Here is a 16031-nt window from a genome sequence, read left to right on the forward strand (position 1 = left end):
GTTGTGATCGCCCTCTCCCTCGCCGAGATCGCCGAAATCGTCGGCGGGCAGTCGTACGACATACCGGATCCGGCCGTCCGGATCACCGGTCCCGTCGTCATCGACTCCCGTGAGGTGAAGACCGGCAGCCTGTTCGCCGCCTTCGCCGGCGAACAGGTCGACGGCCACGACTACGCGGCCCGCGCCGTCGAGGCGGGCGCGGCGGCCGTGCTTGCCGCCCGCCCCGTCGGAGTGCCCGCGATCGTCGTGGACGACGTCCAGGCGGCGCTCGGCGCACTCGCCCGCGCCGTCGTCGAACGCCTCGGCACCGATGTCGTCGCGCTGACCGGCTCGGCCGGCAAGACCTCCACCAAGGACCTGATCGCCCAGGTCCTGCAGCGTCACGCGCCCACCGTCTGGACGCCCGGCTCGCTCAACAACGAGATCGGGCTGCCGCTGACGGCGCTGCGCGCGAGCGACGACACCCAGCACCTGGTCCTCGAAATGGGCGCCCGCGGCATCGGTCACATCCGCTACCTCACCGGACTGACCCCGCCGCGCATCGGACTCGTCCTCAACGTGGGCACCGCCCACATCGGCGAGTTCGGCGGCCGCGAGCAGATCGCCCAGGCGAAGGGCGAACTCGTCGAGGCGCTGCCACCGGCCGACAAGGGCGGCGTCGCGGTCCTCAACGCCGACGACCCGCTGGTGCGCGCCATGGCGACACGGACCCACGCGCGCGTGACGTTGTTCGGAGAGTCGGACGAAGCGGTCGTACGTGCCGAGAACGTCCGCCTCACAGCAACAGGACAGCCGTCATTCAGGCTTCACACACCCACCGGGTGCAGTGACGTGACCTTGCGCCTGTACGGTGAGCACCACGTGTCGAACGCGCTCGCCGCGGCCGCCGTCGCGCACGAGCTGGGCATGCCCGTGGAGGAGATCGCCACCGCGCTCTCCGAGGCGGGCACCCTGTCGCGCTGGCGCATGGAGGTCACCGAGCGTCCGGACGGCGTGACGATCGTCAACGACGCCTACAACGCGAACCCCGAGTCCATGCGAGCCGCTCTGCGCGCGCTCGCGTCCATGGGCCGGGCCGCACAGGCCCAGGGGGGCCGTACGTGGGCGGTGCTCGGCAAGATGGCCGAGCTCGGAGACGCATCGCTCGCCGAGCACGACGCGGTCGGACGGCTCGCCGTCCGGCTCAACGTCAGCAAGCTCGTCGCGGTCGGGGACAGGGAAGCGTCCTGGCTGCAACTGGGCGCATATAACGAGGGTTCGTGGGGTGAGGAGTCGGTGCACGTGTCCGACGCGCAGGCGGCGGTCGACCTGTTGCGCAGTGAGCTGCGCCCGGGGGATGTCGTCCTTGTGAAGGCTTCCAGGTCGGTCGGTCTGGAGCAGGTCGCCCTGGCCCTCCTCGACTCCGAGAGCGAGGTCACGGGCCGATGAGGCAGATCCTCTTCGCGGGAGCCATCGGGCTCTTCCTGACCCTGATCGGCACCCCGCTGCTCATCAAGCTCCTTGCCCGCAAGGGGTACGGGCAGTTCATCCGCGACGACGGCCCGCGCGGCCACGCCGGGAAGAAGGGCACGCCCACCATGGGCGGCATCTCCTTCATCCTGGCCACGGTCATCGCGTACGTGCTCGCCAAGGTCATCACCGGTGAGGACCCGACGTACTCGGGTGTGCTCGTCCTCTTCCTGATGGCCGGCATGGGTCTCGTCGGCTTCCTCGACGACTACATCAAGATCGTCAAGCAGCGTTCGCTGGGCCTGCGGGCCAAGGCGAAGATGGCCGGCCAGCTGATCGTCGGCATCGCCTTCGCCGTGCTCTCGCTGCAGTTCGCGGACCTGCGCGGGCTGACCCCCGCCTCCGAGAAGCTCTCCTTCATCACGGACTTCGGCTGGTCCATCGGCCCGGTGCTCTTCGTGGTCTGGGCGCTCTTCATGATCCTCGCCATGTCCAACGGCGTGAACCTGACGGACGGTCTGGACGGCCTGGCCACCGGCGCGTCGGTGATGGTCTTCGGCGCGTACACCTTCATCGGCCTGTGGCAGTTCCAGGAGTCCTGCGCCAACGCGGTGACCCTGACCAACCCCAACGCCTGCTTCGAGGTCCGCGACCCGCTCGACCTCGCGGTCGTCGCCTCCGCGCTCATGGGCGCCTGCTTCGGCTTCCTCTGGTGGAACACCTCGCCGGCCAAGATCTTCATGGGCGACACCGGCTCGCTGGCGCTCGGCGGCGCGCTCGCCGGTCTCGCCATCTGCTCCCGTACCGAGCTGCTGCTCGCCCTGCTCGGCGGGCTGTTCGTGCTGATCACCATGTCGGTGGTCATCCAGGTCGGCTCGTTCAAGATGACCGGCAAGCGCGTCTTCCGGATGGCCCCGCTCCAGCACCACTTCGAACTCAAGGGGTGGTCGGAAGTCCTGGTCGTCGTCCGGTTCTGGATCATCCAGGGCATGTGCGTGATCGTGGGCCTGGGCCTCTTCTACGCGGGATGGGCATCCGAAAAGTGAGCTGGAACGGCAAGAGGGTCACCGTCGCGGGTCTCGGGGTCTCCGGGATCCCGGCCGCCCGCGTCCTGCACGGCCTCGGCGCCGTCGTGACCGTCGTCAACGACGGCGACGACGAGCGCTCCCGGGCACAGGCCGAGGAGCTGCGGGCCGAGGGGATCACCGTCCGCCTCGGCGACGGCGACACCCTGCCCGACGGCACCGAACTGGTCGTCACCGCCCCCGGCTGGCGGCCCGACAAGCCGCTCTTCACGGCCGCCGCGGAGGCGGGCGTGGAGGTCTGGGGCGACGTGGAGCTCGCCTGGCGGCTCCGCGGCCCCGACGCCGCCCCCTGGCTCGCCGTGACCGGCACCAACGGCAAGACCACGACCGTACGGATGCTCGCCTCGATCCTTGAGGCCGCCGGGCTGCGGACCGCCGCCGTCGGGAACATCGGCGTCTCGCTTCTCGACGCCGTCCTCGGCGAGGAGAAGTACGACGTCCTCGCCGTCGAACTCTCCAGCTACCAGCTGCACTGGGCGCCCTCCCTGCGCGCCCACTCGGCCGCCGTGCTCAACCTGGCGCCCGACCACCTCGACTGGCACGGCTCCATGGAGGCGTACGCCGCCGACAAGGGCCGGATCTACGAGGGCAACACGGTCGCCTGCGTCTACAACGTGGCCGACAAGGCCACCGAGGACCTGGTCCGCGAGGCCGACGTCGAGGAGGGCTGCCGCGCGATCGGCTTCACCCTCGGCACCCCCGGCCCCTCCCAGCTCGGCGTCGTCGAGGGCATCCTCGTCGACCGGGCCTTCGTCGAGAACCGGCAGAAGCAGGCCCAGGAGCTCGCCGAGGTCGCGGACGTCCAGCCGCCGGCCCCGCACAACATCGCCAACGCGCTCGCCGCGGCCGCCCTCGCCCGCGCCTTCGGCGTCGAGCCGAGGGCCGTACGGGACGGACTGCGGGCCTTCCGGCCCGACCCGCACCGCATCGAACTGGTCGAGGAGATCGAGGGCGTCGTCTACGTCGACGACTCCAAGGCCACCAACACCCACGCCGCGGAAGCCTCGTTGGCGGCCTACGACCCGATCGTCTGGATCGCCGGCGGCCTCGCCAAGGGTGCGACCTTCGACGAGCTCGTCACCGCGTCGGCGAAGCGTCTGCGCGGGGTCGTCCTGATCGGCGCCGACCGCGAGCTGATCCGCGAAGCCCTGGCGCGACACGCCCCGGAGGTCCCGGTCGTGGACCTCGACCGGACCGACACTGGGGCGATGTCCGAGGCGGTCCAGGAGGCTGCGCGGCTCGCCCGGCCGGGCGACACGGTCCTGCTGGCCCCGGCCTGCGCCTCGATGGACATGTTCGCCAATTACAACAAGCGGGGCGAGGCCTTCGCGGACGCGGTCCGCGCCCTCGCCACCACCGGGCGCGTCTGACCTGACCGGTAAGGAGGTCCGGCCGCGCCGGGCACGACTGGAGGGGACAGCGCCCATGCCGAGCAGAATCGCCGGGACCCGTCGGCCCTCCGCCGTCCGCGGCGGAGGCCGCGCTCCCGCGCCGCCGCGGCCCACCCGCACCGGCGGCGTACGGCGGATGTACGAGCAGGCGCGGCGGGCCTGGGACCGGCCCCTCACCGCGTACTACGTCATCCTCGGCGCCGCGCTGCTCATCACCACGCTCGGCCTGGTGATGGTCTACAGCGCCTCGATGATCACGGCGCTCCGCTACGACCTGGTGCCCTCGTACTTCTTCCGCAAGCAGTTCTTCGCCGCGATCCTCGGCGCCGCGCTGCTCCTGGTCGCCTCCCGGATGCCGGTGAAACTGCACCGGGCGCTCGCGTACCCGATCCTGGTCGGCGCCGTCTTCCTGATGGTGCTCGTCCAGATCCCGGGGATAGGGCGGGCGGTCGGCGGCAACCAGAACTGGATCTCGCTGGGCGGGCCGTTCATGCTCCAGCCCAGCGAGTTCGGCAAACTGGCGCTCATCCTGTGGGGCGCGGATCTGTTGGCCCGCAAGCAGGACATGAAACTGCTCACCCAGTGGAAGCACATGCTGGTCCCACTGGTGCCCGGAACGTTCCTGCTGCTCGGCCTGATCATGCTCGGCGGGGACATGGGCACGGCGATCGTGCTCGCCGCGATCCTCTTCGGCCTGCTGTGGACGGCCGGAGCGCCCACCAGGCTCTTCGTCGGGGTGCTCACGGTCGCGGGGGCCATCGGCTTCCTGCTGATCAAGACCAGCGACAACCGGCTGAAGCGCTTCGCCTGCATCGGCGCCACCGACCCCGGGGGAGAGGGCGCGCCCTGCCTCCAGGCGGCCCACGGCATCTATGCTCTGGCGTCGGGCGGATGGTTCGGTTCCGGTCTTGGCGCCAGTGTGGAAAAATGGGGCCAACTACCCGAAGCGCACACCGACTTCATCTTCGCCGTCACCGGGGAGGAACTGGGTCTTGCGGGGACGCTGTCGGTACTCGCCCTGTTCGCGGCTCTAGGCTATGCGGGTATCCGCGTGGCCGGACGCACGGAGGACCCCTTCGTGAGGTACGCCGCGGGAGGCGTGACCACCTGGATCACGGCGCAGGCCGTGATCAACATCGGTGCGGTGCTCGGTCTGCTGCCGATCGCCGGTGTCCCGCTCCCGCTGTTCTCCTACGGGGGGTCGGCCCTGCTGCCGACCATGTTCGCCGTCGGGCTCCTCATCGCCTTCGCGCGACAGGATCCCGCCGCGAAAGCGGCCCTGGCCATGCGCCGCCCCGGCTGGGGCAAGCGGGCCGGGGTGAGATGGAAGTCGATGCGACGGCGCGTCAAGAAGCGTCCGTCCGGAGAGCGGTGAATTTCGGTGCATGTCGTACTCGCCGGCGGGGGGACCGCCGGCCACATCGAGCCCGCGCTCGCCCTCGCGGACGCCCTGCGCAGGCAGGACCCGAGCGTGGGGATCACGGCGCTCGGCACGGAGAAGGGTCTGGAGACCCGGCTCGTGCCCGAGCGGGGCTACGAGCTGGCGCTCATCCCCGCCGTGCCGCTGCCGCGCAAGCCCACCCCTGAGCTGATCACCGTCCCCGGACGGCTGCGCGGCACCATCAAGGCGGCCGAGCAGATCCTGGAGCGCACCAAGGCGGACTGCGTGGTCGGCTTCGGCGGCTACGTGGCGCTGCCCGGCTACCTCGCGGCCAAGCGCCTCGGGGTGCCGATCGTGGTCCACGAGGCCAACGCCCGGCCAGGCCTGGCCAACAAGATCGGCTCGCGGTACGCGGCCGGGGTCGGCGTCGCCACCCCGGACTCCAAGCTCCGGGGCGCCCGTTACATCGGCATCCCGCTGCGGCACACGATCGCCACCCTCGACCGGGCCCGGGTCAGGCCCGAGGCGCGCGCCGCCTTCGGTCTCGACCCGAACCTGCCGACGCTGCTCGTCACGGGCGGCTCGCAGGGCGCCCGGCGCCTCAACGAGGTCGTCCAGCAGATCGCCCCGGTGCTCCAGCGCTCGGGCATCCAGATCCTGCACATCGTCGGTCCGAAGAACGAGCTGCCGCGTGTCGACAACATGCCCGGTATGCCGCCGTACATCCCCGTACAGTACGTGGACCGGATGGACCTCGCGTACGCGGCGGCGGACATGATGCTCTGCCGCGCGGGCGCGATGACCGTCGCCGAGCTCTCCGCCGTCGGGCTGCCCGCCGCCTACGTCCCGCTGCCCATCGGCAACGGCGAACAGCGGCTCAACGCCCAGCCGGTGGTCAAGGCGGGCGGCGGACTGCTCGTCGACGACGCGGAGCTCTCGCCGCAGTGGGTGCAGGCCAACGTCCTGCCCGTACTGGCCGACCCGCACCGCCTGTACGAGATGTCCCGCGCCGCCGCCGAGTTCGGCCGCCGGGACGCCGACGACCTGCTCGTCGGCATGGTGTACGAGGCGATCGCCGCGCGGCGCTCGTAGGCGGCGGGCCGCGCCCGCACAGCACAGGAGGCAGGGGACGTGTCGGGACCGACGACAGCGGAGAAGCGTGGCACACGCGAGCCGAAGGGGTCGTCGGAGCGGGACTCCTCCCGTCCAGGCACCCGGAATCAGGGATTCCGGGTGCCTGGGCCACGCCTTCTGCTGATCGTGCTCGCCGTCGTCCTGATCGCCGCCGGCGGAATCTGGGCGCTCTACGGCTCCACCTGGCTGCGCGTGGAGCAGGTGTCGGCCACCGGAACGCGGGTTCTGACGCCCCGTGAGGTGGAGAAGGCCGCCGCCGTGCCGATCGGGTCCCCGCTCGTCTCGGTCGACACCGACGCCATCGAGGCACGACTGCTGCGGAAACTGCCCCGGATCGACTCCGTCGAGGTCGTTCGGTCCTGGCCGCATGGAATCGGTCTGAAAGTGACGGAACGGAAGCCGGTTCTGGTGGTGGAAAAGGGCGGAAAGTTCATTGAAGTGGACTCCGTCGGAACGCGTTTCGCCACCGTGGACAAAGCACCCGCAGGCGTACCGAAACTCCTCCTGAGCGCCGACTCCGCGCCGAGCCTGCACCGCTTCGACGAGGACCGGCTGCTGCGCGAGGCCGTGGGCGTGACGGGCGAACTCCCCGAGAAAATCGCCCGGGACGCTCGTGTCGTCGAGGTCACCTCGTACGACTCCATCACCCTGGAGCTCGGCGGCGGCCGGACGGTCTTCTGGGGCAGCGGCGAGGACGGTGCCGTCAAGGCGCGGGTCCTCACCGCTCTGATGAAGGCGATGCCCAAAGCGGGGCACTTCGACGTAAGCGCCCCCACCGCCCCCGCCGCGTCGGGGAGTTGACGCCCATTCCCGCTGGCCAGCGCCCTGGTTGGCCAGCGACATGGGTGATCACATAGGGTGAAAAGAAAAACGGGAGGTTCGGCGTGTTCGTTGAACGTGCGCCACTTGTCGACTTAGTGTCCTGTTCGGAAGAGTCCAGCGAACAGAGACACTGGTAACCCTAAACTTCAACGTTAGGGTTTGGGTCGGCGTTTCGGACCGTCCCATCGGCATCCGTCGTCGCAGCGCGACTACCACCGCGAAGCGGCGACACGTAACTCGAGGCGAGAGGCCTTCGACGTGGCAGCACCGCAGAACTACCTCGCAGTCATCAAGGTCATCGGTGTCGGCGGCGGTGGTGTCAATGCCATCAACCGAATGATCGAGGTCGGTCTCAAGGGCGTCGAGTTCATCGCGATCAACACCGACGCGCAAGCGCTGTTGATGAGCGACGCCGACGTCAAGCTCGACGTCGGCCGTGAACTCACCCGCGGCCTCGGGGCCGGGGCCAACCCGGCAGTCGGTCGCAAGGCGGCAGAGGACCACCGTGAGGAGATCGAGGAGGTCCTCAAGGGGGCCGACATGGTCTTCGTCACCGCCGGCGAAGGTGGCGGCACCGGCACCGGCGGCGCACCCGTCGTGGCCAACATCGCGCGTTCGCTCGGCGCCCTGACGATCGGTGTGGTCACCCGGCCGTTCACCTTCGAGGGACGCCGTCGGGCCAACCAGGCGGAGGACGGCATCGCCGAGCTCCGCGAAGAGGTCGACACCCTCATCGTCATCCCGAACGACCGACTGCTCTCGATCTCGGACCGTCAGGTCTCCGTGCTCGACGCGTTCAAGTCGGCCGACCAGGTGCTGCTGAGCGGTGTGCAGGGCATCACCGACCTCATCACCACCCCCGGTCTGATCAACCTCGACTTCGCCGACGTCAAGTCGGTCATGTCCGAGGCCGGTTCGGCCCTCATGGGCATCGGCTCCGCCCGCGGCGACGACCGCGCGGTGGCGGCGGCCGAGATGGCGATCTCCTCGCCGCTCCTGGAGGCCTCCATCGACGGCGCCCGGGGTGTCCTGCTCTCCATCTCCGGCGGCTCGGACCTCGGTCTCTTCGAGATCAACGAGGCCGCGCAGCTGGTGAGCGAGGCGGCCCACCCCGAGGCCAACATCATCTTCGGCGCCGTCATCGACGACGCCCTCGGTGACGAGGTACGGGTCACGGTCATCGCGGCGGGCTTCGACGGCGGCCAGCCGCCGACGCGCCGGGACAACGTCCTCAGCTCGGCCTCGGCCAAGCGCGAGGAGCCGGCCCCGTCGCCCCGCGCCACCGAGCGCCCGCTCGGTGGGCTCGGCACCGTCGCCCCGCGCGACGAGCCGGTCGCCCCGGTCGAGCCGACCCCGGTCGCCTCGGCCGAGAGCTCGCTGCCGCCGGTCACCCCGCCGGTGGTCCCGCCGGCCCGCCCGTACGCGGACACCCAGGCCGAAGAGCTGGATGTCCCGGACTTCTTGAAGTGATAGACCGGCTCGAACCCGTGAGCGGCGCGCACTTCGCCTTCACCGACAGGTGGGGCGGGGTGAGCGCCGTTCCGTACGAGGAGCTCAACCTCGGCGGCGCGGTGGGGGACGACCTCGAGGCAGTCCGCGCCAACCGGGCGCGGGCCGCCGGGGAGCTGGGGCTCGACCCCGGACGGGTCGTCTGGATGAACCAGGTGCACGGCCCCGATGTCACGGTGGTCGAGGGACCCTGGGGCGACAGACCGGTTCCGGAGGTCGACGCGATCGTCACCACCCGGCGCGGACTCGCCCTCGCGGTCCTGACCGCCGACTGCACCCCGGTGCTTCTGGCGGACCCCGTGGCCGGGGTCGTCGCCGCGGCCCACGCGGGGCGGCCGGGGATGGTCGCCGGGGTCGTACCGGCCGCGGTGCGGGCCATGATCGAACTGGGCGCCGACCCGGCCCGGATCACCGCCCGTACAGGACCCGCCGTCTGCGGGCGCTGCTACGAGGTGCCGGAGGCGATGCGGGCCGAGGTGGCCGCGGTCGAACCGGCCGCCTTCGCCGAGACCAGCTGGGGGACCCCCGCCGTCGACGTCACCGCCGGGGTCCACGCGCAGCTGGAGCGGCTCGGGATCCGGGACCGGCGGGCCAGTGAGGTCTGCACCCGCGAGTCGGGTGACCACTTCTCGTACCGCCGCGATCGCACCACAGGGCGACTCGCGGGATATGTCTGGTTGGACGGATATGACGGACCGTAAGACGGAGCTCGCCGAGAACCTGGCGCGGGTGGAGGAACGAATCTCCGCCGCCTGCGCGGCCGCCGGTCGCAAGCGGGCGGAAGTGACCCTGATCGTGGTCACGAAGACCTACCCCGCGAGCGATGTGCGCATCCTGCACGAACTCGGCGTACGGGACGTGGCGGAGAACCGCGACCAGGACGCCGCCCCCAAGGCGGCCGCCTGCGCGGATCTGGACCTGCGCTGGCACTTCGTCGGCCAGTTGCAGACCAACAAGGTCCGTTCTGTGACGAGTTATGCGGATGTCGTGCAGTCTGTCGACCGTTTGAAGCTCGTCACCTCTCTCTCGGCCGCGGCCGGGAAGACCGGACGCGAGCTGGGCTGTCTCGTCCAGGTCGCGCTCGACGCCGAGTCGGGCGAGCGCGGCGAGCGCGGCGGTGTGGCGCCGGACGGCATCGAGGAGTTGGCCGCCGCCGTGGACGCGGCGCCCGGACTCAGGCTGGACGGACTGATGACCGTCGCGCCGCTCGCCGGCCCCTATGCGGGGCGCCAACGTGCGGCGTTCGACAGGTTGATGGATTTGTCGACTCTCCTGCGCACGACCCGTCCGGCTGCGAACATGGTGTCCGCGGGAATGAGTGCGGACCTTGAGGACGCCGTGGCGGCCGGAGCGACACATGTGCGCATCGGTACGGCGGTACTGGGTGTCCGCCCCAGGCTCGGGTAACGTCGCGAAGCAAGTCGGACCACAGCAGAAAATATGGTCATTCCCGCCGGTCGGCGGGGGCGGACCGCGTGGATCACGGGCACTTGGCGACGAGGCCGATCCACCACAGAGCGGAGGACTCAGAGAATGGCCGGCGCGATGCGCAAGATGGCGGTCTACCTCGGCCTCGTGGAGGACGATGGGTACGACGGCCGGGGTTTCGACCCCGACGACGACTTCGAACCCGAGCTGGAACCGGAACCCGAGCGTGAGCGGCGCCATCAGCCCCCGCGCCAGGTGGAGCGGGAGGAGCCGGTGCGTGTGGTGCAGCAGTCCACGCCCCGTGAGCCGGTCGCACACGCCGCCCCGCTATCCGCCGAAAGCGGACGTCCGGCACGAATCGCCCCCGTGGCGTCCATCACACCCGAACGTCCGAGCCTGGAGAAGAACGCACCGGTGATCATGCCCAAGGTCGTGTCCGAGCGGGAGCCGTACCGCATCACCACGCTGCACCCCCGGACCTACAACGAAGCCCGTACCATCGGGGAACACTTCCGCGAGGGCACCCCGGTGATCATGAACCTCACGGAGATGGACGACACCGATGCGAAGCGACTTGTCGACTTTGCCGCCGGACTCGTCTTCGGGCTCCATGGCAGCATTGAGCGCGTGACGCAGAAGGTGTTCCTGTTGTCGCCTGCTAACGTCGATGTCACGGCGGAGGACAAGGCCCGGATCGCAGAGGGCGGATTCTTCAACCAGAGCTGAGACAACGAAGACCGGAACGGCCCGGCCGGAAGGCCGGACAAGCGAGAGCACGGGGAGAGGGAAGCGCGGGATGGGCGTCGCACTGCAGGTGATCTACATCGCGCTGATGTGCTTCCTCATCGTGCTGATCTTTCGGTTGGTCATGGACTACGTCTTCCAGTTCGCGCGTTCATGGCAACCCGGCAAGGTGATGGTGGTCGTTCTGGAGGCCACCTACACTGTCACCGATCCACCGCTCAAGCTTCTGCGGCGGTTCATCCCGCCGCTGCGTCTCGGGGGCGTGGCACTCGACCTGTCCTTCTTCGTTCTTATGATCATCGTCTTCATTCTGATCTCCATCGTGAGCAGCTTCACGGGGTGAATGTGGACGATACGGTCTTGCCGACTGCCGACGACTACGTAGAGGTGAAGAAGAGATGCCGCTGACCCCCGAGGACGTGCGGAACAAGCAGTTCACGACCGTCCGCCTTCGAGAAGGCTATGACGAGGACGAGGTCGATGCCTTCCTCGACGAGGTCGAAGCCGAACTGACCCGCCTGCTCCGCGAGAACGAGGACCTGCGCGCCAAGCTGGCCGCGGCGACGCGTGCCGCTGCGCAGAACCAGCAGCAGCAGGGCATGCGCAAGCCCCCGGAGCAGCAGGATCGTCCCGTCGGTCCCGGCGCCCCGGTGCCCGCCGCCATATCCGGACCGCCGGTCCAGCAGCAGCCCCCGCAGATGGGTCCGCCGCAGCTGCCGTCCGGTGCGCCGCAGCTTCCCGCCGGTCCTGGTGGCCACGGCCCCGGTCCGATGCAGGGTGGTCCGATGGGCCCCGGCCCCGGCCAGATGCAGGGCGGCCCGATGGGCCAGCCGATGGGCGGCCCCATGGGGCACCCGCAGCAGCAGATGCAGCAGCCGATGCAGCAGCCCCAGCAGGGCCCCGGTGGCGACAGCGCCGCGCGGGTTCTCTCGCTGGCCCAGCAGACGGCCGACCAGGCGATCGCGGAGGCCCGTTCCGAGGCCAACAAGATCGTCGGCGAGGCGCGTTCGCGCGCCGAGGGCCTGGAGCGGGACGCCCGCGCCAAGGCGGACGCGCTGGAGCGGGACGCGCAGGAAAAGCACCGCGTGGCGATGGGCTCGCTCGAGTCCGCCCGCGCGACGCTGGAGCGCAAGGTCGAGGACCTGCGGGGCTTCGAGCGTGAGTACCGCACGCGTCTGAAGTCGTACCTGGAGTCGCAGCTGCGTCAGCTGGAGACCCAGGCGGACGACTCGCTGGCCCCGCCGCGGACGCCGGCCACGGCTTCGCTGCCGCCGTCGCCCTCGATGGCTTCGGCGGGCGCGAGCGCCCCGTCGTACGGCGGCAACGGCTCGATGGGCGGCCCGCCGTCCATGGGCGGTGCCCCGTCCTACGGTGGCCAGCAGCAGATGTCCCCGGCGATGACCCAGCCGATGGCTCCGGTCCGGCCGCAGGCGCCGCAGCCGATGCAGCAGGCGCCGGCGCCGATGCGTGGCTTCCTGATCGACGAGGACGACAACTGACGGCGGCAGCTCGCGCGATGAGCGCGTAGCCGTCGGCAGGCTGAAGGGCCGGGCCCCGGGAAACCGGGGCCCGGCCCTTTGCCGTGGGCGGGGCGTGCAGCCTCTGTGCCGTGGGTGGGGCGGAGGGCTCCGGCCCTGCAGCCCCCCCCCCGGGGAACGACGAAGGCCCGGCGCCCCCCAAGGGGTGCCGGGCCTTCCTCGTAGGGTGACTACGCCTTGCGGAGGTGGAACGTCAGGGAGAGGCCCTCGTCCGTGAACGGGGTGCCGTAGGTGGCGTCCGAGGGGCCCGCGGCGAAGTCCGTCGCCAGGACCTCGTCCGCGATCAGGGCCGCGTGAGCCGTCAGGGCCTCCGTGGTCTCCGGGGACTCCGACGTCCAGCGCAGGGCGATCCGGTCCGCCACGTCCAGGCCGCTGTTCTTGCGGGCCTCCTGGATCAGACGGATCGCGTCGCGCGCCAGGCCCGCCTTGCGGAGCTCCGGAGTGATCTCCAGGTCGAGGGCCACCGTCGCGCCCGCGTCCGACGCGACCGACCAGCCCTCCCGAGGAGTCTCCGTGATGATGATCTCCTCGGGGCCGACCGTGATCGTCTCGCCGTTGACCTCCAGCGTCGCCTCGCCACTGCGCAGAGCGAGGGACAGAGCGGCGGCGTCCGCGGCCGCGACCGCCTTCGCCACGTCCTGGACGCCCTTGCCGAAGCGCTTGCCCAGAGCCCGGAAGTTCGCCTTGGCGGTGGTGTCGACCAGGCTGCCGCCGACCTCGGAGAGGGAGGCCACCGACGTGACGTTCAGCTCTTCCGTGATCTGGGCCTGGAGCTCCGGCGAGAGCTCCGCGAAGCCCGTCGCCGCGACGAGCGCGCGGGACAGCGGCTGACGGGTCTTCACGCCCGACTCCGCCCGCGTCGCCCGGCCCAGCTCCACGAGGCGGCGGACCAGCGTCATCTGCGTGGAAAGCGTCGGGTCGACCAGCGACAGGTCCGGCTCAGGCCACGTGGACAGGTGGACCGACTCGGGGGCCTCCGGGGTCACCGGAACCACCAGGTCCTGCCACACCCGCTCCGTGATGAAGGGGGTCAGGGGCGCCATGAGGCGCGTGACCGTCTCGATCACGTCGTGGAGCGTCCGCAGCGCCGCCGCGTCGCCCTGCCAGAACCGGCGGCGCGAACGCCGCACGTACCAGTTGGACAGGTCGTCCACGAAGGAGGAGATCAGCTTGCCCGCCCGCTGGGTGTCGTACGACTCCAGCGCCTGGGTCACGTCGGACACCAGCGTGTTCAGCTCGGACAGGAGCCACTTGTCCAGGACCGAGCGCTCCGCCGGCGCCGGGTCCGACGCGCTCGGCGCCCAGCCGGACGTCCGGGCGTACAGCGCCTGGAAGGCCACCGTGTTCCAGTAGGTGAGGAGGGTCTTGCGGACGACCTCCTGGATCGTGCCGTGGCCGACCCGGCGGGCCGCCCACGGGGAGCCGCCGGCCGCCATGAACCAGCGGACGGCGTCCGCGCCGTGCTGGTCCATCAGCGCGATCGGCTCCAGGGTGTTGCCCAGGTGCTTGGACATCTTGCGGCCGTCCTCGGCGAGGATGTGGCCCAGGCAGACCACGTTCTCGTACGAGGACTTGTCGAAGACCAGCGTGCCGACCGCCATCAGCGTGTAGAACCAGCCGCGCGTCTGGTCGATCGCCTCGCTGATGAACTGCGCCGGGTACCGGGACTCGAAGAGTTCCTTGTTCTTGTGCGGGTAGCCCCACTGCGCGAACGGCATCGAACCCGAGTCGTACCAGGCGTCGATGACCTCCGGCACGCGCGTCGCCGTCTTCGAGCAGCTCGGGCAGGGGAAGGTCACCGCGTCGATGTACGGGCGGTGCGGGTCGAGCTCCGACTGGTCCGTGCCCGTCAGCTCGGACAGCTCCGCGCGCGAGCCCACGCACGTCAGGTGGCCGTCCTCGCAGCGCCACAGCGGCAGCGGGGTGCCCCAGTAGCGGCTGCGGGAGAGCGCCCAGTCGATGTTGTTGTTGAGCCAGTCGCCGAAGCGGCCGTGCTTGACCGAGTCCGGGAACCAGTTCGTCTTCTCGTTCTCCTCGAGGAGACGGTCCTTGACGGCGGTCGTACGGATGTACCAGGACGGCTGCGCGTAGTAGAGCAGCGCCGTGTGGCAGCGCCAGCAGTGCGGGTAGCTGTGCTCGTACGGGACGTGGCGGAAGAGCAGGCCGCGCGCGTCCAGGTCGGCCGTCAGCTGCTCGTCGGCCTTCTTGAAGAAGACGCCGCCGACCAGCGGCACGTCCTCCTCGAAGGTGCCGTCGGGGCGGACCGGGTTCACGACCGGGAGGCCGTAGGCGCGGCAGACCTTGAGGTCGTCCTCACCGAAGGCGGGGGACTGGTGGACCAGACCCGTACCGTCCTCGGTCGTCACGTACTCCGCGTTCACCACGTAGTGGGCTTCGGCCGGGAACTCGACCAGCTCGAAGGGGCGCTGGTACGTCCAGCGCTCCATCTCGGCGCCCGTGAAGGACTCGCCGGTGGTCACCCAGCCCTCGCCGAGCGCCTTCTCGACCAGCGGCGCGGCGACGACGAGCTTCTCCTCGCCGTCGGTCGCGACGACGTAGGTGACCTCGGGGTGCGCGGCGACGGCCGTGTTGGAGACCAGGGTCCACGGGGTCGTCGTCCAGACGAGCAGCGAGGCCTGGCCGGCCAGCGGGCCGGAGGTCAGCGGGAAGCGGACGAAGACGGAGGGGTCGACGACCGTCTCGTACCCCTGCGCCAGCTCGTGGTCGGAGAGGCCGGTGCCGCAGCGCGGGCACCAGGGGGCGACGCGGTGGTCCTGGACGAGGAGGTCCTTGTCGAAGATCTGCTTCAGCGACCACCAGACCGACTCGATGTACGCGGGGTCCATCGTCCGGTACGCGTCGTCGAGGTCGACCCAGTAGCCCATGCGCGTCGTCAGCTCGGCGAAGGCATCGGTGTGGCGGGTCACGGACTCGCGGCACTTGTCGTTGAACGCGGCGATGCCGTATTCCTCGATGTCCTTCTTGCCGGAGAAGCCGAGCTCCTTCTCGACGGCGAGCTCGACCGGCAGGCCGTGGCAGTCCCAGCCGGCCTTGCGGGCCACGTGGTAGCCGCGCATGGTCCGGAAGCGGGGGAAGACGTCCTTGAAGACGCGGGCCTCGATGTGGTGGGCACCGGGCATGCCGTTGGCGGTCGGCGGGCCCTCGTAGAACACCCACTCGGGGCGGCCCTCGGACTGCTCCAGGGTCTTGGCGAAGACCTTGCTCTCGCGCCAGAAATCGAGCACGGCGTGCTCGAGCGCGGGCAGGTCGACCTGGGCGGGCACCTGGCGGTACTGCGTCATCGATCTTCCTCCGGCGGACTGCTTCGTTTCCGTCCGGAGGGACGAGAGCGCCGTGCTGCGCGGCTCCCGCGGTACCACCCTCCTTGGCCCCGGGCGTGTGCTGCCCATGGCCCCCTCATTGGGGTCGCGAAGCCGGTTCTACTCGCCTGACGGCTTTCTTCCGGCGGCTCCGGGGTGATCGTTCACATCGGGCTCGCCCCCGGGCTCTCACCGTCCCCGGGTCGCTCATGGCTGCGTACGACGCTACT

The 16031-nt window shown here is 70.3% G+C and carries 13 protein-coding genes; 12 read left to right on the plus strand and 1 reads right to left on the minus strand.

Annotated features, from left to right (window positions below):
* The first annotated feature begins 3 nt into the window (after window positions 1–3).
* From murF to ACGFYP_RS24790, 12 genes are all read left to right on the plus strand, one after another.
* Window positions 4–1428 carry a UDP-N-acetylmuramoyl-tripeptide--D-alanyl-D-alanine ligase gene (gene murF / locus ACGFYP_RS24735; protein ID WP_393497432.1) on the plus strand — a complete coding sequence of 475 codons (1425 nt, stop codon included), beginning with the start codon at window positions 4–6 and terminating at the stop codon, window positions 1426–1428.
* Window positions 1425–2495 (plus strand): phospho-N-acetylmuramoyl-pentapeptide-transferase, encoded by a 1071-nt coding sequence (gene mraY, locus ACGFYP_RS24740; RefSeq protein WP_393497435.1) that lies wholly within the window; start codon window positions 1425–1427, stop codon window positions 2493–2495. Before murF ends, mraY begins: the two co-directional genes overlap by 4 nt.
* Window positions 2477–3904 (plus strand): UDP-N-acetylmuramoyl-L-alanine--D-glutamate ligase, encoded by a 1428-nt coding sequence (murD, locus tag ACGFYP_RS24745; RefSeq protein ID WP_393497438.1) that lies wholly within the window; start codon window positions 2477–2479, stop codon window positions 3902–3904. The genes mraY and murD overlap by 19 nt, the downstream gene beginning before the upstream one ends.
* 55 nt (window positions 3905–3959) lie before the next feature.
* A complete protein-coding gene (ftsW, locus tag ACGFYP_RS24750) occupies window positions 3960–5300 on the plus strand; it encodes a putative lipid II flippase FtsW (protein WP_393497442.1) in 1341 nt (446 codons plus the stop codon).
* Between the two features lie 6 nt (window positions 5301–5306).
* The gene (gene murG, locus ACGFYP_RS24755; protein ID WP_393497446.1) at window positions 5307–6398 is read left to right on the plus strand and encodes an undecaprenyldiphospho-muramoylpentapeptide beta-N-acetylglucosaminyltransferase; all 1092 of its coding nucleotides are present in this window, start codon (window positions 5307–5309) and stop codon (window positions 6396–6398) included.
* Window positions 6399–6437: 39 nt separating this feature from the next.
* Window positions 6438–7241, plus strand: a complete 804-nt coding sequence (locus tag ACGFYP_RS24760; protein ID WP_393497449.1) for a cell division protein FtsQ/DivIB — start codon at window positions 6438–6440, stop codon at window positions 7239–7241.
* 279 nt (window positions 7242–7520) lie between these two features.
* Window positions 7521–8732, plus strand: coding sequence for a cell division protein FtsZ (gene ftsZ / locus ACGFYP_RS24765; protein ID WP_393497453.1), 1212 nt, complete (start codon window positions 7521–7523; stop codon window positions 8730–8732).
* A gap of 17 nt (window positions 8733–8749) precedes the next feature.
* Window positions 8750–9472: a peptidoglycan editing factor PgeF gene (pgeF, locus tag ACGFYP_RS24770; RefSeq protein ID WP_393497455.1), complete on the plus strand. Its 723-nt coding sequence runs from the start codon at window positions 8750–8752 to the stop codon at window positions 9470–9472.
* The gene (locus ACGFYP_RS24775) at window positions 9459–10178 is read left to right on the plus strand and encodes a YggS family pyridoxal phosphate-dependent enzyme (RefSeq protein ID WP_393497459.1); all 720 of its coding nucleotides are present in this window, start codon (window positions 9459–9461) and stop codon (window positions 10176–10178) included. The genes pgeF and ACGFYP_RS24775 overlap by 14 nt, the downstream gene beginning before the upstream one ends.
* A gap of 126 nt (window positions 10179–10304) precedes the next feature.
* Window positions 10305–10925, plus strand: a complete 621-nt coding sequence (locus ACGFYP_RS24780; RefSeq protein ID WP_393497462.1) for a cell division protein SepF — start codon at window positions 10305–10307, stop codon at window positions 10923–10925.
* Between the two features lie 70 nt (window positions 10926–10995).
* Window positions 10996–11286, plus strand: a complete 291-nt coding sequence (locus ACGFYP_RS24785; protein WP_361961612.1) for a YggT family protein — start codon at window positions 10996–10998, stop codon at window positions 11284–11286.
* Between the two features lie 55 nt (window positions 11287–11341).
* A complete protein-coding gene (locus ACGFYP_RS24790) occupies window positions 11342–12442 on the plus strand; it encodes a DivIVA domain-containing protein (protein ID WP_361961610.1) in 1101 nt (366 codons plus the stop codon).
* 209 nt (window positions 12443–12651) lie between these two features.
* Here ACGFYP_RS24790 and ileS read toward each other — a convergent pair whose 3' ends face one another.
* Entirely contained in the window at window positions 12652–15783 is a 3132-nt protein-coding gene (ileS, locus tag ACGFYP_RS24795; protein ID WP_393497467.1) for an isoleucine--tRNA ligase, read from the minus strand.
* Window positions 15784–16031: the final 248 nt, after the last annotated feature.

It is taken from the genome of Streptomyces sp. NPDC048370 (assembly GCF_043200825.1).
Lineage (GTDB): Bacteria > Actinomycetota > Actinomycetes > Streptomycetales > Streptomycetaceae > Streptomyces.

What these genes read in the sequence shown, in the direction of transcription:
- mraY (WP_393497435.1), top strand. Translation starts at nt 1,425, where the DNA reads ATGAGGCAGATCCTCTTCGCGGGAGCCATCGGGCTCTTCCTGACCCTG.
- murD (WP_393497438.1), top strand. Translation starts at nt 2,477, where the DNA reads ATGGGCATCCGAAAAGTGAGCTGGAACGGCAAGAGGGTCACCGTCGCG.
- ftsW (WP_393497442.1), top strand. Translation starts at nt 3,960, where the DNA reads ATGCCGAGCAGAATCGCCGGGACCCGTCGGCCCTCCGCCGTCCGCGGC.
- ACGFYP_RS24775 (WP_393497459.1), top strand. Translation starts at nt 9,459, where the DNA reads ATGACGGACCGTAAGACGGAGCTCGCCGAGAACCTGGCGCGGGTGGAG.
- ACGFYP_RS24780 (WP_393497462.1), top strand. Translation starts at nt 10,305, where the DNA reads ATGGCCGGCGCGATGCGCAAGATGGCGGTCTACCTCGGCCTCGTGGAG.
- ACGFYP_RS24785 (WP_361961612.1), top strand. Translation starts at nt 10,996, where the DNA reads ATGGGCGTCGCACTGCAGGTGATCTACATCGCGCTGATGTGCTTCCTC.
- ACGFYP_RS24790 (WP_361961610.1), top strand. Translation starts at nt 11,342, where the DNA reads ATGCCGCTGACCCCCGAGGACGTGCGGAACAAGCAGTTCACGACCGTC.
- ileS (WP_393497467.1), bottom strand. Translation starts at nt 15,783, where the DNA reads ATGACGCAGTACCGCCAGGTGCCCGCCCAGGTCGACCTGCCCGCGCTC.